The following is a 24,231-nucleotide window of genomic DNA, read 5'->3' as shown; positions in this document are numbered from 1 at the left end:
TGAACCTTAGTTACGTTTCACAACGGCGTTAAAAAATAAAAAGCAGCCTCATTAGGCTGCCATAGAGAGTTTAGCATTGATGGTGTAATTATCCCATACGCTTTTGGTGGCGCTCGCGAGTTTCGAGTTTCTTTTCGGCGCTTTTCCTTAGCATAACGTAGACAGCACCAGTACCGCCATGGAAGCGCTGAGCACTATGGATACACTGTACATCGCGTATCTGTTGTAGCCACTGATAGACGAAGCTTTTCATCATTGCAGGTGGGTTCGATTTTTCGCCTTTACCGTGAACAATAACGACAGTGCGAATATCCCACTGAATACATTGCTTAAGAAACTTCACAACTTCGTCGCGGGCTTCTTTGAGAGTTCGACGATGTAAATCCAATCGCGCTTGAATTGGGTATTTCCCGAGCCTTAGTTTTCGGTAAACACCTTCTTGAACGCCATCACGTTTAAACTCAATCATGTCATCAGGTTTGAGCATGGTTGCGTGATCAATTGATAAGTATTCAGGATCGTCTTCAGTCAACCATATCGCTGCTTCACGCTTAGCGAGGTGTGCGTCAGTGACTTGATGCTGTTTTTTATGCTCGGTTGTATCTTGTTGAAGTGGTTTTACGTCGCCCATCATTTCTTGAAAAAGGGCAAAATCATCATCGTGAGACATGGCTACATCTCAGAGTAGTAAATCAATACTGCTATTATACCAATCTAAAAAGGAAATGATCACTAATTCATAGGCGAGAAATAAAAAACCGAAGCAGACAATGTATCTACTTCGGTGCATAGCGAATGTCTATTCTGAGAATAGGGCTAAGCGATTCTAGTGAGGAGATTTGTCGTTCATCACTTTGTAGATGATAAAACCGCCATAGAATAGCATCAGACCCAAGGCTCCAAAGATGACAATCATTGAAGATAGACCTACCGCATTACCAAATAGGAGATCAAGCCAAAAGTCCATAGTTCCTCCATCGAGTACAAAGTGAGATGACAGTTCCACGGTAAACCTTGGTTAAATATGCAACACTGATCTAGATCAATTGTTGTTATTTGGTTGCACATTTGTTCCTCTTGGTGTGTTTTTGCTCACACTTTGTCGCCCGTTGATGACGTTTTAGGCAACTGAGCTAATAATTTGAAAAAGTTAATTAAAAGGGGTTGCGTTCATTCTGAGAATCCGTAATATACGCATCCGTTGACGGGGATAAGTTCTCAGTTAAACATCTCGGTGAATAGCGTGCTTGGTAACGCATCTCGGGGTTTAGGAATAGCAGACCAGAGGGCGACCCTCAGTCATGTGAATTCCGAAGTCAACATTATCGGTGAATAGCGCAGCTTGGTAGCGCATCTGGTTTGGGACCAGAGGGTCGGGGGTTCGAATCCCTCTTCACCGACCACATTTAAAAGAAGGCTCTGCAGAAATGCAGAGCCTTTTTTGCATTCTACAATGTAGAGATTCGAACAGATGCGGGTTCGCCTGATGTTTAAAGAATGTCTCTTCAAAGACCAAATTAAGAAAGCCTGCTTTTATAGCAGGCTTTCGTCGTTTTAGAGTATAGGAAATAGGATTAGAACCTGCGTGGGGTTCGTCTGAAATTAGAATCTGGCTCTTCAGCGACTGTATTTAAAGAAAGGCTCTGTAGAAATGTAGAGCCTTTTTTCATTCAAATAGGCTTTTGTATTTGTCATTCCATAGACTGGCGAGTGAAGGAGTAGGGAATCTCTTGATAGAATCGTAGAACAATTGATGAATCTTAACTCACGCTTTTAGCCTATCTATACCTATGTTGACGAAGCTGTCTTTACTTAATACTTAAACTCGCACTTCGCTTGTTCGCTGGTGGAGACTTGTTTAACTCGAAAGCCCTTTTCTTTTAGTAGGCTAACTACATTACCTTCGCCAATAAGGTGTAATGTGCCTACTACCATTACGTATTGACCTTGTTTATTTGGTAGCCAACTTGGATCAGCAAGTTTCTCAACCCAATTGAGATTACGATCTGTTAAGAAAGCTTGTTCAAATTCTGGTGACATTTCTGTCAATTTGGCAAATTGATTTAACTTTTTTAAATCACCTGCTTTCCAGCTATCGATCAAACAGTGGATAGCGTTTTCATTATGATCAAATTGTTCAATGGTACTGGTTAACAGTTCTTTTCCGCCTTCCTTTTGTCCAGTGAGTAGATCGACTTGGAACTGGAGTGGCTCTAGGCCTAGTACAGGAATATTTCTCAGTGTTGCTTTGTTCATCAGGTGTACATCAACGCCATTGTCTGCTTGATAGCCTAAATACTGGATTTGTCGCATTTGAATTGTAAGTGCAACCGCCCAAGGTGGGGCATTTAACATTTCATTGGGATTTAGTTCTAACAAGTTCGCAATCCCCGCGAGGTCTTTCTGTTGCTGTTTATTCAGAATATTGTGACTAGCGAGCGTCGCTGCTGGGTATTGAAGTCCCTCAGTTTTCCTAATATCGGCTTCAAGTATTAATCCGTTACTTTTTGCTAGGGTCTTACTAATTTTTTCTGGTAAGGGATACATGCTGTCATCCCCCACGTGTACAGAGCCAACAATCAGATACTTCAGTTTTCCTCTTTCCGCGCTCCAATAGAGTGGTTCTGACAAAGCGTGTGTGCTGAATATGAGTACGAGAGCACAGAGGTGTTTATGCATGTTGTTGTCCTTGGTGCGTTACTGAAAAATTGTTGTTTTGTTTGATTTCAACGTGTTTTGACGAGCTTTTTTCGTGCTTGAAATCACAGTCTGCAACAGTGGCTGAAATTAGAGCCTAAGATAACAAATAGCATGCTGTGATCTTGATTCAACTAAAAGAGGGTTTTAGGCCATTAACCTGTGATTCATCTCCCAGTAATCTCGTTAAAACAAGTATGTCGAAATTAACGTTTTCCTTAAGTGTCTGTTTTAAAGTTATTTTTGTAAATTGGAAAATATAAAATTTGAATCAGATCACTATCATTAATCATTAATTTTACGCTAAAAAATAACTCGAGTTATGTTGTTTACATCTTAAGTTTTCGAACCTCCTTTTGGGTTCTATTTCATATTTTGGGGTAAGTAAGATGTTTAAACAAAGTCTAGTTGCAGCGTCTGTATTAGCGACGTTAGCAGGATGTGCTTCTTTTCAATCGTCTGAGCAACAAGTGGTCAACTCACTTGCAGATAACCTGGATGTTCAATACCAAGTATTAACCAACCATGGCGCGAATGACGGTCTTGCGTGTCAAGACTTAGGCGCTGAGTGGGCTTCTTGTAATAAAGTGAACATGACTTTAGTGAACCAAGGTGAAGCGGTTGACTCTAAAGATTGGGCTATCTACTTCCATAGCATCCGATTAATTCTTGATGTTGATAACGAACAATTCAAAATTTCACGCGTAACGGGTGACCTACATAAACTTGAACCGACTGAAAAATTTGATGGCTTTGCCGCTGGTGAAGAGGTTGTGTTACCCCTAATTGGCGAATACTGGCAGCTATTTGAAACTGACTTTATGCCAGGTGCATTTGTAACGGCACCAAATGCAGAACCTAAGCTGATTGCCTCTCTTAATACCGAAGATGTTGCCTCTTTTGTAACGGGTTTAGAGGGTGACAACCTGAAACGTACGCCTGATGACAATAATGTAATGGCGACAGCGGTATCTCGCTTTGAGAAAAACTCTGATATCACCGCACAAGATGTGACAACAACCTTACTGCCTACTCCAATGTTTGTCGAAGCAGGTAAGGGCTCTGTTAGCATCGCTAAAGGTATCTCTCTACCAAAAGATCAATTTGATGCGGCTCAGTTTGCAGCAATTGAAGATCGCGCAGCTGTGGTTAATGTGGATGTGAGCGGCTCGCTCCCAGTGAGTGTTGCTGTTGTTCCTGCTGACTTCACAGGTGACTTAGCAAAATCAGGTGCTTATGAGTTAAGCATTACAGATTCAGGTATCGCGATTAAAGCCTTTGATCAAACAGGTGCTTTTTACGCAGTTCAATCTATCTTTGGCCTGGTAGATAGCCAGAATGCTCAGTCGCTTCCACAGCTGTCTATTAAAGATGCACCTCGTTTTGATTACCGTGGTGTGATGGTGGATGTGGCGCGTAACTTCCACTCAAAAGACGCTATTTTGGCAACGTTAGACCAGATGTCAGCGTACAAGATGAATAAGCTTCACCTTCATTTAACAGATGATGAAGGCTGGCGTTTAGAGATTCCAGGTCTTCCAGAATTAACGGATGTGGGTTCAAATCGTTGTTTTGATCTTGAAGAGAAGAGCTGTCTGTTACCTCAGCTAGGCTCTGGCCCAACGACAGACAACTTTGGTTCTGGTTACTTCAGCAAAGCAGACTACGTAGAGATCCTTAAGCACGCTAAAGCTCGTGGTATTGAGGTGATTCCTGAAATTGATATGCCAGCGCACGCTCGTTCAGCGGTGGTATCAATGGAAGCACGTTATGAGCGTTTGATGGAACAAGGTAAAGAAGTTGAAGCGAATGAGTTCCGTTTAATGGACCCTCAAGATGCTTCAAATGTTACAACGGTTCAGTTCTACGACAAGCACAGCTTTATCAACCCATGTCTTGAATCTTCAACTCGCTTTGTCGACAAGGTGATTTCGGAAGTAGCAGCGATGCACCAAGAAGCCGGCACACCGTTAACAACGTGGCATTTTGGCGGTGACGAAGCGAAGAACATCAAGCTAGGCGCTGGTTTCCAAGATGTGAACGCAGAAGAGAAAGTAAGCTGGAAAGGGACGATTGATCTTTCAGCTCAAGACAAGCCGTTTGCACAATCGCCTCAATGCCAAAAGCTGATTGCCAACGGTACGGTTAGCGATTTTGGTCACTTACCGAGTTATTTTGCAGAAGAAGTGTCTAAGATTGTTGCTGAGAAAGGTATTCCTGCATTCCAAGCATGGCAAGATGGCTTGAAGTACAGTGAAGGTTCAGATGCGTTCGCGACTGCGGACAAGCGCGTAAACTTCTGGGATGTACTTTACTGGGGCGGTACTTCATCAGTCTATGATTGGTCTAAGAAAGGATACGACGTGATTGTTTCTAACCCAGACTATGTCTACATGGATATGCCATACGAAATCGATGCTAAAGAGCGTGGCTACTACTGGGCAACGCGTGCGACAGATACACGTAAGATGTTTGGTTTTGCACCAGAGAACATGCCTCAAAACGCAGAAACGTCGGTAGATCGTGACGGTAACGGCTTTACTGGAAAAGGTGAAATTGAAGCGAAACCTTTCTATGGCTTATCTGCTCAGCTTTGGTCAGAAACGGTGCGCACTGATGAACAGTATGAGTACATGGTATTCCCTCGTGTACTAGCGGCTGCGGAACGTGCTTGGCACCGCGCAGAGTGGGAAAACGATTACAAGGTTGGTGTTGAGTATTCTCAAGAGACTAACTTAGTTGACAAAGAAGCACGCAATAAAGACTTTAACCGTTTTGCCAATATCCTTGGCCAGCGAGAGTTGGTGAAACTAGAAAAGTCAGGCATTGATTACCGCCTACCTGTTCCTGGTGCAAAAGTAGAACAAGGAACGCTTGCAATGAACATTCAGTTCCCAGGTGTTGAGCTGCAATACTCTCTGGATGGTGAAAACTGGCTGACTTACGCTGACAGCGCACGTCCGGCAGTAGAAGGTGAAGTCTTTATTCGTTCAGTTTCGGCGACAGGGGAAAAAGTAAGCCGTGTAACTAGCGTCAAATAACCTTTTCTTATCTATGTGAAGTGAAAATAAAACGCCCGGCCAATAATTTGGTCGGGCGTTTTTTAAGTTGGTTACTTGAAGAGCCAGAGCTCAAGCAATTTGAGTTTGCTGCTCTTCAACTTGTTCTGCATTACTAATCGGCGTTTCAGCGCCATGCATCCAACGAACGAGTGTGTTAGAGAACATAAGCAATACCACACCTGAAATCGTTGCAGCAATTGCGATACCACCAAAAATAGGTAGGGCACCGAGTTCACCCACATGGGAACCAATCAAGCCCGCGACATAGTTCGCGATTGCATTAAAGCCAAACCACGCGCCCATCATCAATGACGCTAAACGTAGCGGTGCAAGCTTAGTTACAAGAGATAGGCCAATTGGTGATAGGCACAGTTCACCGAGCGTATGGAAGAAGAACGCGCCAACTAACCATAGCATTGATGTTTTTACTGCTGTGTCTCCGCCTTGTTCCATTACCGCACCGACCATACATAGAAAGCCAAGGGCGAGGAAGAATAGGGCCATGGCAAACTTAACTGGTGAGTTTGGTTCTTTTGGACCCATTTTCACCCATAGTGCAGCAAGGATTGGTGCAAGAGTGATGATAAAGAATGGATTCAGAGACTGGAACCAAGCCGCCGGCACTTCAAATCCACCGATCATTCGGTCTGTGTATTGTTGAGTGTAGATGTTCATTAGGCCGCCAGCTTGTTCGAAGCCTGCCCAAAACACGATCACAAACAATCCCATAACCAAGATAACTTTAAGACGGTCAACTTCTTGTTTGGTGAGTGGTTGCTTTTGTTTTGACTTTTTCTTTTCTAAATCACGAGCAGCTGCCGGTACAGTGCCGATATCACCCAACCAAGATTTGGCTAGAGTCATTTGCATAATCAAGCTTATGATCATACCTGCACCTGCCACGGCAAAGCCTGCTTTCCAACCAAATTCGTTAGTAACAGAGCCAGAAACAACACCCGCAATAAGAGCACCTAGGTTGATACCCATATAGAAGATAGTGAATGCGCCATCACGACGGTTATCGCCTTCTTCGTACAAGTCACCCACCATAGTAGAGATATTGGGCTTGAAAAGACCATTACCCGTGATAAGTAGTGCTAGACCTAGATAGAAGCTGTGAACGACGCTCATGCCGATCACATCTGCAGGTAGAGCCAGTGTGAATTGACCGATGGCCATTAGTGCGCCACCAATCAAAATAGAACGTCGCTGACCTAAGTAGTTATCCGCTAGCCAGCCACCAACCATAGGCGTAATGTAAACGAGTCCAGTATAGATGCCGTAGAGATCTAGAGCATCTTTAGTCGACCAGCCCAGGCCGCCATTTATAGTTGTGTCTGTTAAATATAGAACTAGGATGGCACGCATCGCGTAGTAAGAGAATCGCTCCCATAGTTCGGTTCCGAACAAAAGGAACAGGCCACGAGGATGACCAAAGAATTGTTGATGTTGGTTTGTCATAAATTTTACTAATGCTATCTATTAAAGAATTTTATTTTTGATTACATATACATCTTGGATAAATAAACTGCAATGAGTGGCGAGATGATAATAACTACCATCTGTTCGGTAAGTTTATGTTAATAAAGAAAAAGTCAGGGTAATTTAAGGGTTATATCTGTGCTACAAACTAATGTTGCAAAATCGAAGGTTGTAATTGACGCTAAGCTGTCATTGATTTTGGTTAAGTATGCTTTCAATTTCTTACTTACTAACATTAGGCAAAATTGCTAGGATGTTAGGCAAAATAACAGTTGGCTAAATAACAATGAAACAGTGGTACTTAATTTATTGCAAACGCAGTGAGCAACAGCGTGCGAAATTGCATTTAGAAAATCAGGGGGTGGAATGTTACTACCCGGAAACCCAAGTGGAAAAGATGATTCGAGGCAAAAGACAGGTGAAGTTAGAACCTCTTTTTCCATCTTATATTTTTGCTCGATTCGATGTTGAGCAGGGGCCGACTTTTACCACCGTACGCTCAACAAGAGGGGTGGTGGATTTTGTAAGGCAAGGTGCAGTACCACAAATACTTCAAGGTGATTTGATCGTCACACTCAAAGAAATTGAGAAGTTACACGTTGAACCGCAGCAAGAGTCGCTACCAGAGAAAGGCGATTGTGTAAGCGTGATGAGTGGTCAGTTTGCAGGTATTGAAGCTATCTACCAAGAAGCTGATGGAGAAACCCGTTCCATCTTGTTGGTTAAGATGCTCAGCAAGCAAGTTGAGGTAACGGTTGAAAATAAAGATTTAGAGCTTAAGTAACTGCTCATTATGGCTTAGATTTAATATAAAATAGAGGCTCCTAGTTAGGAGCCTCTTTTGCGTTATTGGTATTCGATTAATAAGCGTCGTTGTGGACTGCTTGAACTGCACGACCTGATGGATCTACACAGTTCTGGAATGATTCATCCCATTCGATCGCTTTAGCTGATGAACATGCGACAGAAGGGCCACCAGGTACACATTCTGCTGCTGATGGCAGCGGGAACAACTCTTCAAAGATTTCACGGTAAGCGTAACCTTCTTTCGTTGTTGGCGTGTTATATGGGAAGCGGAATTGTGCTGTTTCCATCTGTTGGTCTGTTACTTTCGCTTCAGCCACTTCTTTGAGTGTATCAATCCAGTTGTAGCCAACACCGTCAGAGAACTGCTCTTTCTGGCGCCATGCAATTGATTCTGGTAGGTAATGTTCGAAACACTCACGTAGGATGTGTTTTTCCATCTTACCGTTGCCACACATTTTATCTTCTGGGTTTAGACGCATCGCAACATCAATGAACTCTTTATCTAAGAAAGGTACGCGACCTTCTACACCCCAAGCTGCAAGCGATTTGTTCGCACGCGCACAGTCAAACATGTTAAGAGCCAACAGTTTACGAACGGTTTCCTCATGGAATTCTTTCGCGTTTGGCGCTTTGTGGAAATATAAGTAACCACCAAAAATTTCGTCTGCACCTTCGCCAGATAAAACCATCTTGATACCCATAGCTTTGATCTTACGGCCCATTAGGAACATAGGGGTTGAAGCACGGATAGTCGTAACATCATAAGTCTCGATGTGGTAAATCACATCACGAATCGCATCAAGACCTTCTTGGATCGTGTAAGTCATCTCATGGTGAACCGTACCGATTTGGTCTGCGACTTCACGAGCAGCTTTAAGGTCCGGAGCACCTTCAAGGCCGACAGCGAATGAGTGTAATTGTGGCCACCAAGCTTCCGATTGCTCGTCATCTTCAATTCGCATTGCAGCAAAGCGTTTTGCAACAGCTGATGTGATTGATGAATCAAGACCACCAGAAAGAAGCACACCATAAGGCACATCTGTCATTAGCTGGCGTTTTACCGCTGCTTCTAGTGCTTCTGTCAGCTCTTCTTTGCTTGTGCTGTTGCCTTGCACTGCTGCGTACTCATTCCAGTCACGCGTGTAGTAACGTTGTGGCTCTGCATCTGATGAGCTGTAGTGACAACCTGGAGGAAATTCACTTACTGTCTTACATACAGGGACAAGCGCTTTCATCTCCGAGGCAACGTAGTAGTTACCGTGTTCATCTTGGCCTTGGTACAGTGGAATAATACCGATGTGGTCGCGACCAACTAGATATTGATCTTTCTCTTCGTCATAGAGTACGAAAGCGAAGATACCATTTAGTTCTTCAAGCAAATCTGCGCCCATATCTTGATATAGCGCTAAGATAACTTCACAGTCAGAGTCTGTTTGGAAGTCGTACTTACCTTCGTAACGTGCGCGAATCTCTTTGTGGTTGTAGATCTCACCGTTAACAGCAAGGATGTGTTTTTTATCTGGGCTATAAATAGGCTGAGCACCACTGTTCAGACCGACAATTGCAAGACGCTCGTGAGCAAGAATTGCTTTATCTGATGAATAAATACCTGACCAGTCTGGACCTCGGTGGCGAAGTTTTTTAGACATTTCTAGTGCGATTGGGCGTAGCGCCTCTGCGTCACTCTTGATGTCCAAAATACCGAAAATCGAACACATACAACTTCCCTTTAATAATAATTTAACCTGTTAAGTTCAATTTGCCATTTTGATTAAAAAAATCAACCGTGATTGATTAAAAAAATACTAAAAAGTACTTGTCGGTAAATAATATCTAATAAAAATTGACTTTTGGTGAATGGAATCTGTGTTTTGTTTGTTTTGTGAGCGAAGAATGAAAGGGCTATCGAATTTGATAGCCCTTAGAGAGGTTATTTTGGAGCGTTGAACTCTGGTTTTAACTGCTCACATACGTGGCGAGCAAACCCGCTTCCTGCCTCATTGTAGATGTTGAATGCGGCATCAACGCCATCTTCAATGAGAGTTTCAAGTTGATCTGGGTATTCAGCGATTGCTGCGATTTGGCCTTGGAAGTTACGGCGTTGCAGTTGCTCCAATGCGATTTGGTTACCTTGGTGGTGTGGCATTGCGAGTAGAACCAGTTTTACATTGGCCGTATCGAGAATACGTTCCCAAAAATCCGGGTCGGTCGCATCGCCTGAAATGACATTACGGCCTTGTGCTTTATGCTCTTTTGCTGCTTCTTCTCGTACTTCTATACCTAAACTGATCTTGCCGTAGCGAGTACGCAACTCATCATAAGCACCTGTGCCAATACGGCCCATACCCAAAATTAAGATTTGAGCGTGACCTGGATTGATCAATTGATCGCGAAGATTAAGGTTTTCTGCGGCGGTTTCTTTTAGCCAACGACTAGAACGCTGGTAAATCTTATGACCATAGCGGTTAATTGGCGCCGATAATACGAATGAGATCGATACTGCCATCGCAAGTGCCACTAGGATATCACCACTCATCCACCCCATCTTAAATGCTAAACCACCCACAATGAGGCCAAACTCACTGAAATTAAATAGGCACAAAGAGGCGAGTAGTGAGGTGCGTACTCGGAACTTAAAGGTGTTCAAAACAACAAAGTACAAAATCCCCTTAAGTGGTAGCAGCAGCATAAACAGAATCGCTAATGCAAAACCCGACAGAGTTGGTTGTTCAGACAGACCTATATTCAAGAAGAAACAGACTAAGAACAGCTCTTTCAAATTAAATAGGGATTTGGATAGCTCAGACGCTTTTTTATGACCCGCAAGCATCATACCTAGAATCAGTGCGCCTAAATCTGGCTTCATGCCGACTAACTCGAATAGACCGGCGCCGACAACTAATGCGAAGAAGATGCCAAATAGGACCAACATCTCGCCGTGTCCCACCCATTCAAGCAAGCGGAAGAATAGAGGACGCAGCAGAGGTAGAGCAAAGAGGGCGATGGCGTACCACTCTGGGAGTTTGCCTGTTGATGCTGTTAAGAACACCACGGCAAAAATATCCTGCATGACCAAAATACCGATTGCGATGGTGCCATAGGTAGCATTAAGTTCACCTTTCTCTTGTAAAGATTTGACCGCAAATACGGTGCTAGAGAAGGATAGCGCAAAGCCTAACAGAACAATCTGTTCAGTTGACATAGCAGCCAGTGAGCTGATGCCCAGATATTTGAAGCAGAATAAAGCGGCACTAAACAAAAGGGTCGACAAAAGATTGTGTATTGTCGCGCCTGCCCATATCTCTTTGGATAACAGCGTTTTGATATCGAGTTTAAGGCCGATGGTAAACAGCAACAGTGTAACACCTAGATCAGCGAGCGTGATGATGGTGTCGTTGGTTTGAAAACCAAAGGCGTGCAGTCCAAACCCCGCGAGCAAAAAGCCCACCAGCGGAGGAAGGTTGCATTTCAGCGAAAGAAAACCAGCTAAGAAAGCGGTTGAGATTAAAATGAGTTCCATATTTATTTGTGTTCTATCCTAAAAAAGAGGGCCATGTCTGACGACATAGCCCACTATTCTAACTCAACTAATTGCTTAGGCGATCAGTCTTCGAGTAATTTTTGTAACAAAACGCCGTTTAACATAGCACGTTTGATCATCGCAAACGCACCTAGCGTAGGCTGCTTATCAATTTGTGATGCGACAATCGGTAAGTCACTATGGAAAGTTGTGAGAGATTGGTTTTCAACGTTGCGTCGAATCGCTGGAAATACGATCTCTTCACATTGAGTAATATTACCTGCAATGATCACTTTCTGTGGGTTGAACAAGTTGATGGTAATAGCGATGGCTTTACCTAATTGGTTACCAACTCGCACTAAACTTTGTTTTGCTAATTCATCACCCAGATTAGCATGTTCACAGACATCACCAATCGTAATAGAGTCCAGAGTTGTTAAGCTAGACTCGTACCCTTGAGCAATCAGTTTGTTTACGCGCTCAACAATGGCAGGGTTTGCGGCAACTGTTTCCAAACAACCGAAGTTACCACATTGGCACTGCTCGCCGAGAGGGTCGATTTGAATGTGACCAATTTCACCTACGTTGCGGTTAAAACCTAAAAAGACTTGGCCGTTGACGATAATACCTGCACCCGTACCGCGGTGAACGCTGACTAAGATAGAATCTTGGCAATCTTTACTCGCGCCAAAATAGTGTTCAGCTAATGCCATACCGCGAACATCGTTACCTACGAAACATTGTACGTGGAACGTGTTACGCACTAATTCCGCTAAGCCCAAGTTATCGATGGTGATATTTGGCATGTACTCAACGACACCTGTTTCAGGGTTGACCAAGCCAGGTAGTGAAATACCAATCGCAATCATCTGATTGATAGTGTTGTGATTCGCTGCAATAAACTGCTTTAGATGAGAGAGTAGGCCATCGACCAACTCTTCTTGAGTCGTGTAGAAAAACTCAGTGTAATCAGAAGCGAGCTCTTTGCCACCCAAGTTATACAAGCTGAATTGGATGTAATCTCGCCCGATACGAACTGCTACAGAATGGAATGGCTCAACCTCTGTTGTAAGAGATATTGCGCGTCGTCCACCTGTAGAAGCTTGTTGCGCGACCTCTTTGATTAGGCCGCGCTCTAGTAATTGGCGGGTAATTTTTGTAACACTTGCAGGCGCCAGTTGACTGACATCGGCAACTTGAATCCTGGAGATAGGACCTTGCTGGTCGATCAGTCTGTAAACTGCTGCACTATTTAGTTGTTTTACTAAATCTACGTTACCTATTTGTCCGCCATTCATTCTTAATTTTGCTCGTATTGTCCGTTAACAACAGTCGCTTGGACGTTGAAGTCACGATCAAATACAGTAAGGTTCGCCACCATGCCTTTCTTAATACGGCCTAGTTTTTGATCCATACCGATTGCTTTCGCAGGATACAGAGTAGCCATGCGCAGTGCTTCGTCCAGAGCGATACCGACGTGCTCAACTGTATTTTGAACTGCTTCAATCATAGTGAGTGCTGAGCCGCCAAGTGTGCCATTTTCATCAACACACTTACCATCACGGTAATATACTTTCTTACCTACAAAAATAAAGTAATCCATGTCAGCGCCTGCAGGAGCTGTGGCATCGGTCACTAATACTAATTTTTCACCCTTAATTTTGTGAGCGATACGGATGTTTGCATAGTCAACGTGGAAACCATCCGCGATGATGCCAGCGTATACGTCCGGAGTATCATAGATTGCGCCAACAACACCAGGTTCACGACCGACCATAGGGGTCATCGCGTTGAATAGGTGAGTTGCGAAAGTAATACCAGCATCGAAGCCTCGACGCGCTTCAGCGTAAGTTGCGTTAGTGTGACCGATAGAAACAACAATGCCAGCGTTTTTTAAACGTTCAATGTGAGACGGTTCGTTGTGCTCAGGTGCGAGTGTTACCTTGGCGATAAGATCTGCGTTGTCACACATGAAGTCGATCATGCTGTCATCAGATGGGCGAATGTAATCAACACTGTGAATGCCTTTTTTCGCCACATTCAAGTAAGGACCTTCAAGGTGTAGGCCTAGTGACTGGTTTTGGTATTTCGCGTGGTAGTCACGAGCTGCTGCAACAGCTTGACGCATATCTTCATCTGAAGAGGTGATTAGCGTTGGCAGGAAACTTGTACAGCCTGATTTAAGGTTAGCTTCGTGCATGATCTGCATCGTTTCAGCTGTAATCTCATCGTTAAGCATCACACCACCACAACCATTCAATTGTAGGTCAATGAAGCCTGGGCTCAGATTGGCACCGTTTAGGTCACGAATCTCAATGCCTTCTGGAAGCTCAGTAAGAGGACAAACTGTTTCGATCAGTTCGTTCTTAATGATCACAGCATGGTCAACTAGAACGTCGTTACCTGTGTAGATTTTACAGTTAGTTAGCGCATACATGGTTAGCTAATCCTTATCTTTAGATTCTTAATACTTTTTAGACCTCTAATCCGAAGCAATTGCGTCTTTATTAAGACTTTATTTTTAAACTTCAATTAGATCGCAAAATATCTTTAGCAAGCGGAAAAATAATTCTCTCTACGCTGAGTATTCAAGCTGATGAAGCGTGTACTGATGGTAACACGAGCCAGAGCATTTTCGTTATCTAAGACGTTGCTCGGCAACACTTGAAGCCTCTAATAATGCCCAGAGGATACTGCGAATTTTATCCGATGAGTGCTATTTTTTTGTATTGTAAAATAAGTTTTATGATCTCGCTAGCAAAAACCTCCCATATTGACTGTTTCTGGTGATTAGGATCACAAATGATGAGGTTTTAATTTGCGGAGCAAAATTAATGTCATAAACTGAACTCGACTAAATTGAGCGACTAAAAAAAGTGGCTCGACCAAAATACTAAAAATCCTATAGGGGGAACTTAAGGTGAATATTCTTGGATATGCGCAAAAGTTAGGTAAAGCTCTTATGCTTCCTATCGCAACGCTTCCAGTTGCGGCGCTTTTACTACGTTTAGGTCAAGGCGACCTGTTAGATATTCCATTTATGGCGCAAGCTGGTGGAGCAATCTTCGGTCAACTACCACTTCTTTTCGGTCTTGGTATCGCTATCGGTCTATCTAAAGATGGCCAAGGTGCTGCAGGCCTAGCTGGTGCAGTTGCGTACTTCGTACTAACAGCAACGGCTACAACAATTAACGCTGACATTAACATGTCATTCTTCGGTGGTATCATCGCTGGTATCATTGCTGGTCACTCTTACAACGCTTTCCATGCAACACGTCTTCCTGAGTGGTTGGCATTCTTCTCTGGCAAACGTTTAGTACCGATCATGGCCGGCCTATTCTCGCTAGTTGCAGGTGCTGTTGCAGGTGTTGTATGGCCAGGCATCCAAAGTGGTCTTGACGCACTAGCACACGCAGTTTCTACTTCTGGCGCTATCGGTCAATTCGTATACGGTACTCTTAACCGTGCACTTATCCCTGTAGGTCTTCACCACGTTCTTAACTCATACTTCTGGTTTGGTATGGGTACGTGTCAAGAAGTTCTAGTTACTGGTGCTCAAGCTGCAGGTCAAGCTCTTCCTGCTATCCAACAGCTTTGTGTAGACCCAGCTCTAGCTAAGACTCTTGTTGTTGGTCAAGCTCACACATTCGAATTCGCTAACTCTGTAACTCCAGAAATCACTGCAACTGTTAAAGAAGTAACTGAAACAGTTAAATCTGGTGACCTACACCGTTACTTCGGTGGCGACAAAGGCGCTGGCGTATTCATGAACGGCTTCTTCCCAGTTATGATGTTTGGTCTACCAGGTGCAGCTCTAGCAATGTACCTAGCAGCTCCAGCTGAAAAACGTAGCCAAGTTGGTGGTGCTCTATTCTCAGTAGGTTTCTGTTCATTCCTAACAGGTATCACAGAGCCACTAGAATTCATGTTCGTATTCCTAGCGCCTGCACTATACGCAATGCACGCTGTGTTTACTGGTCTGTCTCTAGTTGTTGCTAACATGTTTGGTACGCTACACGGCTTTGGTTTCTCTGCAGGTCTTATCGACTTCGTATTGAACTGGGGTCTAGCAACTAAACCATTCACGCTACTACTAATCGGTCTAGCATTTGGTGCTCTATACTTCTTCACATTTAGCTTCGCAATCCGCGCTTTCAACCTGAAATCGCCAGGTCGTGAAGACGATGAAGAAGGTGCAGCAGCTCCAGCTGGTGACGCTCCAAAAGGTGACCTAGCGCGTCAATACCTAAAAGCTCTAGGTGGTCACAGCAACCTAACTTCTATCGATGCTTGTATCACTCGTCTACGTCTTACACTGAAAGACCGCTCTGTAGCTGACGAAGCTGTTCTTAAGAAGCTTGGTGCTAAAGGTGTTGTTAAACTAGGTGAGAACAACCTTCAAGTTATCCTTGGTCCTCTAGCTGAAATCGTTGCTGGCGAAATGAAAGCAATCGGTGTTAACGAAGACCTATCTGATGTAAAACTTCCTTAGTAACCTCTGGTTAAACAGGTAAGTAATAAAAGCCTCCTTCGGGAGGCTTTTTTGTGTTTAGAGAAAAACAAAGCGGAATCGCTGAAAAGCTAACCATCTTTTGAATGATGGGAAGATAATTCGACGATTATTTGCGAATTAAGCTTCGGTTGTAGTTGTGTATTGGTAGAGAATTGTGGATCATTAGACGTTATGTACTTGGCGGCTAATGATACCGTCACAGTTAAGAATTATCTGAACAATACTACAACAATTGAGGTGCTATAGATGAGTGAAGCTGAGGCTCGTCCATCGAATTTCATTCGCCAAATCATCGATAAAGATTTAGCGGATGGTACACACACAAGCGTGCATACTCGTTTCCCGCCAGAGCCAAATGGTTATCTGCATATCGGTCACGCTAAGTCAATTTGCTTGAACTTTGGTATTGCTCAGGACTACCAGGGTAAGTGTAACCTTCGTTTTGATGACACTAACCCAGAAAAAGAAGACGTTGAATACGTTGAGTCAATTAAGAATGATGTGAGCTGGTTAGGCTTCGAGTGGGATGGTGAAGTATGTTACTCATCAAACTACTTCGACAAGCTATACGGCTACGCAGTGGAATTAATTAACAAAGGCTTAGCGTACGTTGAAGAGCTAAGTCCTGAGCAGATCCGTGAGTACCGTGGCACACTTACCCAGCCAGGTAAGCCAAGCCCGTACCGTGATCGTACGCCTGAAGAAAACCTAGCGCTGTTTGAAAAAATGCGTGACGGTGGTTTCGAAGAAGGTAAAGCATGTCTACGAGCTAAGATTGACCTAGCGTCGTCTTTCATCGTACTGCGCGATCCTGTTCTATATCGTGTTCGTTTTGCGGAGCATCATCAGACAGGTGATAAGTGGTGCATTTACCCAATGTACGATTTCACACACTGTATCTCTGATGCGTTGGAGGGCATTACGCACTCTATCTGTACGCTAGAGTTCCAAGACAACCGTCGTCTTTACGATTGGGTGCTGGATAACATCACGATTGACTGCCAACCTCGTCAGTACGAGTTTAGTCGCCTAAATCTTGAATACACAGTGATGTCTAAGCGTAAGCTAAACCAACTTGTGACAGAAAACTTGGTTGACGGTTGGGATGACCCACGAATGCCGACAGTTTCTGGCTTGCGTCGTCGTGGTTTTACTCCTGCGTCTATCCGTGAATTCTGTAAGCGTATTGGTGTAACTAAGCAAGACAATATGATTGAGATGGGCTCTCTAGAATCTTGTATTCGTGATGACCTAAACGAAAATGCACCACGTGCAATGGCCGTTCTTGATCCTGTTAAGATTGTGATTGAAAACTTTGATGCGGATAAGGTTGAAACGCTGACAGTAGCAAATCACCCGAACAAACCTGAGATGGGCGAGCGTGAAGTACCGTTTACTCGTGAAGTTTGGATTGAGCGTGAAGACTTTCGTGAAGAAGCAAACAAGAAGTACAAGCGTCTTGTTTTAGGTAAAGAAGTTCGCCTTCGTGGTGCGTATGTGATTAAAGCTGAGCGTATCGAGAAAGATGCAGAAGGCAATATCACAACGATCTTCTGTACTTACGATGCTGATACATTAGGCAAGAACCCAGAAGATGGCCGCAAAGTTAAAGGCGTTATCCACTGGGTATCGGCTGATAAAGGTTTACCTGCTGAAATTCGTCTATACGATCGTCTATTCACTGTGGCTAACCCTGCTGCAGCGGATAACTTTGCTGAAACAATTAACCCTGATTCATTGGTTAAGTTAAACGGTTTTGTTGAGCCGAGCCTAGCAAATGCGGAAGCAGAAAAGGGCTTCCAGTTTGAGCGTATGGGTTACTTCTGTGCAGACGTAAAAGACTCTAAAGCTGACGCTTTGGTATTTAACCGTACTGTAGGCCTACGTGATACATGGGCAAAGATTGAAGCAAAATAATTGCGATTAATCGTTATAAAAATGCCAGTCACTTGACTGGCATTTTTTTGCGTTGAACTCGCAGATATGACGTTATTAAAAAAGCCGCATGAGCGGCTTTTTCTTTATTTCTTAGCTTTGTGTGCGTCTGGGTTTTCTTTACATGTCCCATCACCGCATTTACCGTAAAGGTACAAGCTGTGGTTGGTTAGGGTTACATTGTATTTAGCCGCGATCTCTTTCTGACGCTCTTCAATCAAGTCATCAGAGAACTCAATCACTTCACCACAGTCAAGGCACACTAGGTGGTCGTGGTGATGTTGAGTTGATAGTTCAAATACTGATTTACCGCCCTCAAAGTGATGGCGAGTCACAATACCTGCATCATCAAATTGGTTCAATACGCGATACACAGTAGCAAGACCGATCTCTTCCCCTAGATCAATCAGCTTCTTATATAGATCTTCAGCGCTAATATGTTGGCATTCAGGCTGCTGTAGTACTTCTAAAATTTTGAGTCTAGGAAGGGTTACCTTTAGACCAGCATCCTTAAGCGCTTGGTTATTATCTGACATATACTTTCCTGTTGATGATCTGCAGTAATTAACAGAATTCAATATTCCTAACATTATAGGGCACTACAAGACAACAATAAACCACGAACTTCAAAGGGTTACTAGGGATTTTTTGTAAACTCGTGTTAGGTCACTGATATTAGAGGTCTAACCAGTTACAATTGTGTAACATTGTTCATATTTATACAGGGATATTTGAATGGGAAGTTGGATGTCCAAAATCTACAAGCCAAATATAGTGAAGTTTGCCTTGAATAGTTGGCCTCCATTTTGGGGGGCGGGAATAAAAATCCTCTCAATTAGCGATGATTTCCGTGAAGTAAAAATGAAGCTGAAGCTACGATGGTGGAACAAAAATGCCAACCGGACTCAATATGGCGGCAGCATTTTCTCTCTCACAGATCCTGTTTATTCGCTAATGCTAATGGGGATTTTAGGTGAGCAGTATTTCGTTTGGGACAAAGAGGCGAGTATTAACTTTATCAAACCCGGTCAAAGTGATTTGTATGCGGACTTTATTGTGCCATTAGAGCAAGTCGAAGAGATTATTCGCCAAACGGCCAATGGTGAGAAGTGCTTTCCTGAGTTTGTTATCCATGTCAAAGACAAGCAGGGCAATGTCGTCTCAGAGGTGCAACGTAAGTTGTACGTGCGTAAAAAACCGAAATACCGAGAAGACGTAGAAGAACAAACGGCATAAAAAAACCTCCGAAAGCGGAGGTTTTTTTGTTCAAAGTGATGCTTAGTCTTCTAGCTCAGCTAGACACATCTCTTCGTGAATCTGTTTACACCAGCTGTTAACACGCTCTTCGGTGAGTTCTGGTTGACGATCTTCATCGATACATAGACCAACGAATTGAGAGTCATCGCCTTCAACAAGACCTTTAGACGCTTCAAATTCGTAGCCATCTGTTGATGTGTAGCCAAGGATAGTGCCGCCTTTCGCTTCCACGATATCGCGTACAGTGCCCATAGCGTCACAGAAGTACTCTGCGTAATCTTCTTGGTCACCACAACCAAAGATTGCAACCAGCTTAGTTGAGAAGTCGATTTGCTCTAATTCTGGGAAGAAATCATCCCAATCACATTGTGCTTCACCGTAGTACCAAGTTGGGATACCTAGTAGCAAAAGATCGAAGTTATCGATGTCTTCTTTGCTGCTTTTTGCGATATCTTGAACGTGAACCAGTTGTTTACCTAGTTGCTTTTGAATCATCTTTGCAACAGCTTCAGTGTTACCTGTATCGCTACCAAAGAAGATGCCTACACTTGCCATAGATTCGTTACCTTTACTAATTTCTGTTGTGGGTTAGGTGGAAATCAACCTATACCACCACCTTCCCAGCTAAGCTGAATAATGCCTTTAGCAATAAAGCCAGCACAGCCAAGGAAAAGGACTAACCATACGATGCGACGACCGAAAGGGGGAACATTACCCGCTTTTAAGACATCTTTTATTGCCATACCAATAAGAAAGAATATAGACGCAAAAAGTAGATCGAGACCAATAGACTCGAGCATGTTCATGTAGTCGTAAAGCATGGGATCCCTTTATGCCAAATTACTTGCGCCGAACTATACCACTGTTAGTAGATAAAGTTAACGGGCGAAGCGTAACAGATCTCTCATTCTGTTTTATGCAATATATTTACGGATCGCGCGCAGTACTTCTGCTGGTTTTTCAGCATGTAACCAGTGGCCAGTATTAGCAATCACGTGCGCTTTGACATTGGCAAACTGCTTTTGAACATCAGCTTGATGATCTGCGATGAGATAATCAGAGTCACCACCTTTAATGAACAAGGTTGGCGTCATTATCTTTTCGATTGGTTCCCAACCAAGGATTTGCCAATAGTTATTCCATAAGCTCGTGACGTTAAAGCGCCATTCAAGATGAGAGCCTGAATTATAAAGTGACTTTCCAAGGAATTGCCTCACACCTTCAAGCTCAATGTGTTCGGCTAATATATCCAAAGCTTGCTTTCGGCTGGTAGGCTTTTGCGTCATTACTGCTTTTAGTCCATTGAAGACATTGTCATGTTTGCTTTGAGTATAAGCAACGGGCGCCATGTCGAGCACAATCAGCTTTTCAACCTTTTGCTTGGCTAACTCTGCAACTTTCATTGCAACTTTACCGCCCATAGAGTGGCCTATTAAGGTGTAAGACGTAAGGGCTAACGAATTGAGTAATTCGTACACATCTTGCGCTAATAATTGATAGTTGTGCTGATCGCTTTGAAAAGATTGACCATGATTACGTAGATCAATGCTAATAACTTGATGATCTTGACGTAAATCTCGTGCAAGCAAACCTAAATTGTCCAGGTTGCCGAATAGGCCATGGATCAAAATGATGGTGTGGCCTTCACCTTCGACTTTGTAGTTGAGCTGTTGTGACATTTTCTTTTATTCGTGGCAGGTTAACCGTAGAGTCTCTTTAAAGATCTCGCTATAATCCCCCAGAGTTTAAACATAGAGATTGTGAAAAGCGAATGAAAACAATTGAGGTTGATGAGGATCTATACCGTTACATCGCAAGTCAAACCCAACACATTGGTGAGAGTGCGTCAGATATTTTGCGTCGTCTTTTAATGGATGAACAAAACGCGCAACCGGCACCAGTGACTGCGGCTCAGCCAAAAGGTATTGTTGTTAGCCGTGACGCAGCGAAAGAAGAAACGGTAGACTACGTGAAAGAGATGCGTTCACTACTGATTTCGGATGAGTTTGCGGGGCTTAAGAAAGCGATTGATCGATTCATGCTAGTGCTATCGACTCTTCACCGCATTGACCCGAATGGCTTTTCTGAGGCGACTCAAGTTAAAGGTCGCAAGCGAGTTTACTTCGCTAACAACGAACAGACCTTGCTAGAAAGTGGGAATACGACGAAACCGAAAGCGATTCCTGGCTCACCATTCTGGGTGATTACCAACAGTAACACTAGCCGTAAAAGGCAGATGGTAGATCAGTTGATGGCAAGAATGAACTTCCCGGCTGACTTGACTGACAAAGTAGCTAACTCAATTTAAAGAAGTCTGATTTAAACCTCATAATATACGCTTAACATCATGTATTATGGGGTTTTTTGTTTTCTATTATTTTAAGAAAGGATGTCAAAATGGCTATGCACCCACGAGCGGGACAAAAAGCTCAACAACAGGACCTTCATAATATTCCTGCGTTGGTCTCTAACTACTTCCTCCTACAACCAGACCCAGCAAACCCAGATCACAAAGTAGAATTTGGTACATCAGGGCATCGCGGTAGCTCAGATAAATCAACCTTTAACGAAAACCATATTTTGGCGATTGCTCAAGCGATTGCAGAAGTGCGTGCTGAAAAGGGCACAACAGGTCCGTTATTTGTTGGTAAAGATACTCACGCTTTGTCCGAACCTGCGTTTTCAAGTGTTGTGGAAGTACTTATCGCGAACGGTGTAAAAGTGATTGTGCAACAGGACAACGGCTACACGCCAACACCTGGTGTATCACACGCTATTTTGACTTATAACCTTAAAAATGACGCTAAGGCTGATGGTATTGTAATTACACCATCACATAATCCACCACAAGACGGCGGCATTAAATATAACCCGACGCACGGTGGCCCGGCAGAGGGTGAACTGACTCAAGCTATTCAAGATCGCGCCAATGTGTTGATTGCTGAACGTCTACAAGGCGTTAAGCGCATGCCGTTAGCGGAAGCTAAAGCGTCAGAGTTGTTCTCAGAGCTGGATTTAGTTAAGCCATACATCGATGACCTTGTTAATGTTATCGACATGGAAGCGATTCAAAAAGCGAATCTAAAACTTGGTGTTGATCCGCTCGGTGGTAGTGGTATTGATTACTGGCGTCAGATTGGTAAAGCGTACAACCTAGACCTAACTCTCGTGAGTGAAGCGATTGACCCATCATTCCAGTTTATGTCATTAGATAAAGATGGCGTTGTGCGTATGGACTGTTCATCACCTTATGCGATGGCGGGCCTATTGGCACTTAAAGATGAATACGACTTAGCGTTTGGCAACGATCCAGATTACGATCGTCACGGTATTGTGACTCCAAAAGGTCTAATGAATCCTAACCACTTCTTAGCTGTTTGTATTGATTACCTATACCGCCACCGTGAAGGTTGGGGTAAAGATGTTGCTGTCGGCAAAACGCTGGTATCAAGTGCATTGATTGATCGCGTAGTAGCAGATCTTGGTCGTGAACTGTGTGAAGTACCAGTAGGCTTTAAATGGTTTGTTGATGGCCTTTATGAAGGTAAGTTTGGCTTTGGTGGTGAAGAGTCTGCAGGCGCTTCGTTCTTACGTAAAGATGGTACGCCATGGTCGACGGACAAAGATGGCATCATCCTTTGTTTATTAGCTGCTGAGATCACTGCAGTAACAGGTAAGAACCCTCAAGAGTACTACGAAGAGCTCGCGGCGAAGCATGGGGCATCTGAGTACAATCGAATTCAGGCTGTGGCAAATGGTCCACAAAAAGCAGTTTTATCTAAGCTATCAGCTGAGATGGTAACAGCAGAGACTCTAGCTGGTGATGCTATTACAGCTCGTTTGACTCATGCTCCTGGTAATGGCGCAGCTATCGGTGGCTTGAAAGTGACAACAGAAAACGGCTGGTTTGCTGCTCGTCCTTCAGGTACTGAAGATATCTACAAAATCTACTGTGAGAGCTTTAAGGGTGCTGAGCATCTAAAGCAAATCGAGGCAGAAGCGCAAGAAATCGTAAACCAAGTCTTTGCAGACGCAGGTTTGTAATTTAGGCGATTGAGTGTTGTTTCAAGGGTCGACAGATTGTCGGCCCTTTTTATTCATTGGGCCAGCTATCTGGTACTACAAACCAAAATTGTCCTTCTTTCGTTTGAGCATGGACAAATCGCCCGTTTGGTTTTTCAATAGGCTCATTGAACTCTTTTAAACCAATGGCCCAAAGTGGCTTTTCTAGCTCGTAAAGCAATTCACCAATTTGCTCCCACTGACTTTGATAGCACCAATGTCCGGCTATCTGACTTTTGTTGATTTTTAGCCCTAAACACTCATCCGGAATAGGCTCTGGAGAAAAGGGGTTAATGTAGAGGCGACCTTGTAGCAATAGGTGCTCTGATAGTTCTGTGAGATGAGGGTATTGCGTTAAAAACTCGGCGGTGTCACTCATTTTAAGTTGATGGGTCAACATGCGATCAAGCTTCTTATCAAGTTGATCATGCGCATTAGGTCCAAACCACGTGCCATGATGTAGTAGATAAAATTTGATTGCGACTTCCCAGTGCTCTTGCGCTTGAGTTTGATGGTTATTCAGGATCAAATCGATGGCACCGAGTGTTTGTCCATTTTCTCTATTTATCTGAACTTCTTCGAGCTCAACAGAATATTTTGAGGTGCTCGTAAGAAGATCAGTACATAAATGTTGATAGAGAAAGCCTAGTCTTGGGTTTCCGTCATAGTGACTATTGCGAATAGGTAGTGATATGAGATTTTGCAATGACTCAAAAGGCGGTTTGCTTTCAAACAGAGAGGGGGTCTTTGCTATCCATTGGTAGAAGCGTTGGTACGGGGTCATCCTTTTACCTTAGTAAAACCAGTTAGCACTATTGTAACCAGCCCCTAGCATCGTTGCTATGGTTGGAATACACTTTGCGACATAGAATCAACGAACCCGCGTTCACAAGTGA

Annotated in this window: 20 protein-coding genes and 1 tRNA gene; 8 read left to right on the top strand and 13 right to left on the bottom strand. The window is 43.6% G+C overall.

All coding sequences use genetic code 11. The annotated features are described in order from the left end of the window. Nucleotides 1-88: 88 nt before the first annotated feature. Both smrA and GVO60_RS10765 read right to left on the bottom strand, forming a co-directional pair. Nucleotides 89-670, bottom strand: coding sequence for a DNA endonuclease SmrA (smrA, locus tag GVO60_RS10770; RefSeq protein WP_159653787.1), 582 nt, complete (start codon nt 668-670; stop codon nt 89-91). A 156-nt stretch (nt 671-826) separates the two neighbouring features. Continuing rightward, a complete protein-coding gene (locus tag GVO60_RS10765; protein WP_005476401.1) occupies nt 827-967 on the bottom strand; it encodes a DUF3149 domain-containing protein in 141 nt (46 codons plus the stop codon). 359 nt (nt 968-1,326) lie between these two features. Here GVO60_RS10765 and GVO60_RS10760 point away from each other — a divergent pair. Beyond that, nucleotides 1,327-1,403 (top strand) — tRNA-Pro (locus tag GVO60_RS10760). 409 nt (nt 1,404-1,812) lie between these two features. Here GVO60_RS10760 and GVO60_RS10755 read toward each other — a convergent pair. Continuing rightward, nucleotides 1,813-2,679, bottom strand: a complete 867-nt coding sequence (locus GVO60_RS10755; protein WP_159653785.1) for a TraB/GumN family protein — start codon at nt 2,677-2,679, stop codon at nt 1,813-1,815. A 407-nt stretch (nt 2,680-3,086) separates the two neighbouring features. Between GVO60_RS10755 and GVO60_RS10750 the strand changes: the two genes are divergently transcribed. Beyond that, nucleotides 3,087-5,738 carry a beta-N-acetylhexosaminidase gene (locus tag GVO60_RS10750; RefSeq protein WP_159653783.1) on the top strand — a complete coding sequence of 884 codons (2,652 nt, stop codon included), beginning with the start codon at nt 3,087-3,089 and terminating at the stop codon, nt 5,736-5,738. Nucleotides 5,739-5,828: 90 nt separating this feature from the next. On the opposite strand, the gene GVO60_RS10745 is transcribed toward GVO60_RS10750, so the two are convergent. Then, on the bottom strand, nt 5,829-7,220 hold the full coding sequence (locus GVO60_RS10745; protein WP_159653781.1) for a peptide MFS transporter: 1,392 nt from the start codon (nt 7,218-7,220) through the stop codon (nt 5,829-5,831). 307 nt (nt 7,221-7,527) lie between these two features. Here GVO60_RS10745 and rfaH point away from each other — a divergent pair, with 307 nt between their 5' ends. Next, complete coding sequence (rfaH, locus tag GVO60_RS10740) at nt 7,528-8,025, top strand: transcription/translation regulatory transformer protein RfaH (protein ID WP_159653779.1); 498 nt, start codon at nt 7,528-7,530, stop codon at nt 8,023-8,025. A gap of 76 nt (nt 8,026-8,101) precedes the next feature. Here the strand turns inward: rfaH and asnB are convergent, their stop codons facing one another. The 4 genes from asnB to nagA form a co-directional block, all read right to left on the bottom strand. Then, entirely contained in the window at nt 8,102-9,766 is a 1,665-nt protein-coding gene (gene asnB, locus GVO60_RS10735; protein WP_159653777.1) for an asparagine synthase B, read from the bottom strand. A gap of 212 nt (nt 9,767-9,978) precedes the next feature. Next, complete coding sequence (locus tag GVO60_RS10730) at nt 9,979-11,568, bottom strand: cation:proton antiporter domain-containing protein (RefSeq protein WP_159653775.1); 1,590 nt, start codon at nt 11,566-11,568, stop codon at nt 9,979-9,981. A gap of 83 nt (nt 11,569-11,651) precedes the next feature. Further along, a complete protein-coding gene (nagC, locus tag GVO60_RS10725) occupies nt 11,652-12,866 on the bottom strand; it encodes a DNA-binding transcriptional regulator NagC (RefSeq protein ID WP_159653773.1) in 1,215 nt (404 codons plus the stop codon). Between the two features lie 2 nt (nt 12,867-12,868). After that, a complete protein-coding gene (gene nagA, locus GVO60_RS10720) occupies nt 12,869-14,005 on the bottom strand; it encodes an N-acetylglucosamine-6-phosphate deacetylase (protein WP_159653771.1) in 1,137 nt (378 codons plus the stop codon). Between the two features lie 483 nt (nt 14,006-14,488). Here nagA and nagE point away from each other — a divergent pair, with 483 nt between their 5' ends. Both nagE and glnS read left to right on the top strand, forming a co-directional pair. Next, a complete protein-coding gene (gene nagE, locus GVO60_RS10715; RefSeq protein WP_159653769.1) occupies nt 14,489-16,060 on the top strand; it encodes an N-acetylglucosamine-specific PTS transporter subunit IIBC in 1,572 nt (523 codons plus the stop codon). A gap of 267 nt (nt 16,061-16,327) precedes the next feature. Continuing rightward, a complete protein-coding gene (gene glnS, locus GVO60_RS10710) occupies nt 16,328-17,998 on the top strand; it encodes a glutamine--tRNA ligase (RefSeq protein WP_159653767.1) in 1,671 nt (556 codons plus the stop codon). Between the two features lie 104 nt (nt 17,999-18,102). Here the strand turns inward: glnS and fcrX are convergent, their stop codons facing one another. Beyond that, nucleotides 18,103-18,552: a ferric iron uptake transcriptional regulator FcrX gene (fcrX, locus tag GVO60_RS10705; protein ID WP_159653765.1), complete on the bottom strand. Its 450-nt coding sequence runs from the start codon at nt 18,550-18,552 to the stop codon at nt 18,103-18,105. A gap of 199 nt (nt 18,553-18,751) precedes the next feature. Here fcrX and GVO60_RS10700 point away from each other — a divergent pair, with 199 nt between their 5' ends. Next, nucleotides 18,752-19,252: a DUF4442 domain-containing protein gene (locus tag GVO60_RS10700; RefSeq protein WP_159653763.1), complete on the top strand. Its 501-nt coding sequence runs from the start codon at nt 18,752-18,754 to the stop codon at nt 19,250-19,252. Between the two features lie 42 nt (nt 19,253-19,294). Here the strand turns inward: GVO60_RS10700 and fldA are convergent, their stop codons facing one another. From fldA to GVO60_RS10685, 3 genes are all read right to left on the bottom strand, one after another. Beyond that, nucleotides 19,295-19,828 (bottom strand): flavodoxin FldA, encoded by a 534-nt coding sequence (gene fldA / locus GVO60_RS10695; protein ID WP_159653761.1) that lies wholly within the window; start codon nt 19,826-19,828, stop codon nt 19,295-19,297. A 44-nt stretch (nt 19,829-19,872) separates the two neighbouring features. After that, nucleotides 19,873-20,094, bottom strand: coding sequence for a DUF2788 domain-containing protein (locus GVO60_RS10690; RefSeq protein ID WP_004413180.1), 222 nt, complete (start codon nt 20,092-20,094; stop codon nt 19,873-19,875). 93 nt (nt 20,095-20,187) lie between these two features. After that, nucleotides 20,188-20,952: an alpha/beta fold hydrolase gene (locus GVO60_RS10685; RefSeq protein ID WP_159653759.1), complete on the bottom strand. Its 765-nt coding sequence runs from the start codon at nt 20,950-20,952 to the stop codon at nt 20,188-20,190. Between the two features lie 92 nt (nt 20,953-21,044). Between GVO60_RS10685 and seqA the strand changes: the two genes are divergently transcribed. Together seqA and pgm are read left to right on the top strand one after the other, a co-directional pair. Beyond that, nucleotides 21,045-21,581 carry a replication initiation negative regulator SeqA gene (seqA, locus tag GVO60_RS10680; RefSeq protein ID WP_159653757.1) on the top strand — a complete coding sequence of 179 codons (537 nt, stop codon included), beginning with the start codon at nt 21,045-21,047 and terminating at the stop codon, nt 21,579-21,581. 89 nt (nt 21,582-21,670) lie between these two features. Continuing rightward, nucleotides 21,671-23,317: a phosphoglucomutase (alpha-D-glucose-1,6-bisphosphate-dependent) gene (gene pgm, locus GVO60_RS10675; protein WP_159653755.1), complete on the top strand. Its 1,647-nt coding sequence runs from the start codon at nt 21,671-21,673 to the stop codon at nt 23,315-23,317. A gap of 49 nt (nt 23,318-23,366) precedes the next feature. Here the strand turns inward: pgm and GVO60_RS10670 are convergent, their stop codons facing one another. Then, on the bottom strand, nt 23,367-24,119 hold the full coding sequence (locus GVO60_RS10670) for a DUF1853 family protein (RefSeq protein ID WP_159653754.1): 753 nt from the start codon (nt 24,117-24,119) through the stop codon (nt 23,367-23,369). Between the last annotated feature and the right edge of the window lie 112 nt (nt 24,120-24,231).

This window comes from Vibrio atypicus, from assembly GCF_009811315.1.
Taxonomy (GTDB): domain Bacteria; phylum Pseudomonadota; class Gammaproteobacteria; order Enterobacterales; family Vibrionaceae; genus Vibrio; species Vibrio atypicus.
Note: the sequence above shows the minus strand (reverse complement) of the source record. Positions and strands in the feature narration are given on the sequence as shown.

Bases quoted from the DNA above. Each gene is read 5' to 3' on its own strand.
- smrA (WP_159653787.1), bottom strand. From the start codon at position 670: ATGTCTCACGATGATGATTTTGCCCTTTTTCAAGAAATGATGGGCGAC.
- GVO60_RS10765 (WP_005476401.1), bottom strand. From the start codon at position 967: ATGGACTTTTGGCTTGATCTCCTATTTGGTAATGCGGTAGGTCTATCT.
- GVO60_RS10755 (WP_159653785.1), bottom strand. From the start codon at position 2,679: ATGCATAAACACCTCTGTGCTCTCGTACTCATATTCAGCACACACGCT.
- GVO60_RS10750 (WP_159653783.1), top strand. From the start codon at position 3,087: ATGTTTAAACAAAGTCTAGTTGCAGCGTCTGTATTAGCGACGTTAGCA.
- GVO60_RS10745 (WP_159653781.1), bottom strand. From the start codon at position 7,220: ATGACAAACCAACATCAACAATTCTTTGGTCATCCTCGTGGCCTGTTC.
- rfaH (WP_159653779.1), top strand. From the start codon at position 7,528: ATGAAACAGTGGTACTTAATTTATTGCAAACGCAGTGAGCAACAGCGT.
- asnB (WP_159653777.1), bottom strand. From the start codon at position 9,766: ATGTGTTCGATTTTCGGTATTTTGGACATCAAGAGTGACGCAGAGGCG.
- GVO60_RS10730 (WP_159653775.1), bottom strand. From the start codon at position 11,568: ATGGAACTCATTTTAATCTCAACCGCTTTCTTAGCTGGTTTTCTTTCG.
- nagC (WP_159653773.1), bottom strand. From the start codon at position 12,866: ATGAATGGCGGACAAATAGGTAACGTAGATTTAGTAAAACAACTAAAT.
- nagA (WP_159653771.1), bottom strand. From the start codon at position 14,005: ATGTATGCGCTAACTAACTGTAAAATCTACACAGGTAACGACGTTCTA.
- glnS (WP_159653767.1), top strand. From the start codon at position 16,328: ATGAGTGAAGCTGAGGCTCGTCCATCGAATTTCATTCGCCAAATCATC.
- fcrX (WP_159653765.1), bottom strand. From the start codon at position 18,552: ATGTCAGATAATAACCAAGCGCTTAAGGATGCTGGTCTAAAGGTAACC.
- GVO60_RS10700 (WP_159653763.1), top strand. From the start codon at position 18,752: ATGGGAAGTTGGATGTCCAAAATCTACAAGCCAAATATAGTGAAGTTT.
- fldA (WP_159653761.1), bottom strand. From the start codon at position 19,828: ATGGCAAGTGTAGGCATCTTCTTTGGTAGCGATACAGGTAACACTGAA.
- GVO60_RS10690 (WP_004413180.1), bottom strand. From the start codon at position 20,094: ATGCTTTACGACTACATGAACATGCTCGAGTCTATTGGTCTCGATCTA.
- GVO60_RS10685 (WP_159653759.1), bottom strand. From the start codon at position 20,952: ATGTCACAACAGCTCAACTACAAAGTCGAAGGTGAAGGCCACACCATC.
- seqA (WP_159653757.1), top strand. From the start codon at position 21,045: ATGAAAACAATTGAGGTTGATGAGGATCTATACCGTTACATCGCAAGT.
- pgm (WP_159653755.1), top strand. From the start codon at position 21,671: ATGGCTATGCACCCACGAGCGGGACAAAAAGCTCAACAACAGGACCTT.
- GVO60_RS10670 (WP_159653754.1), bottom strand. From the start codon at position 24,119: ATGACCCCGTACCAACGCTTCTACCAATGGATAGCAAAGACCCCCTCT.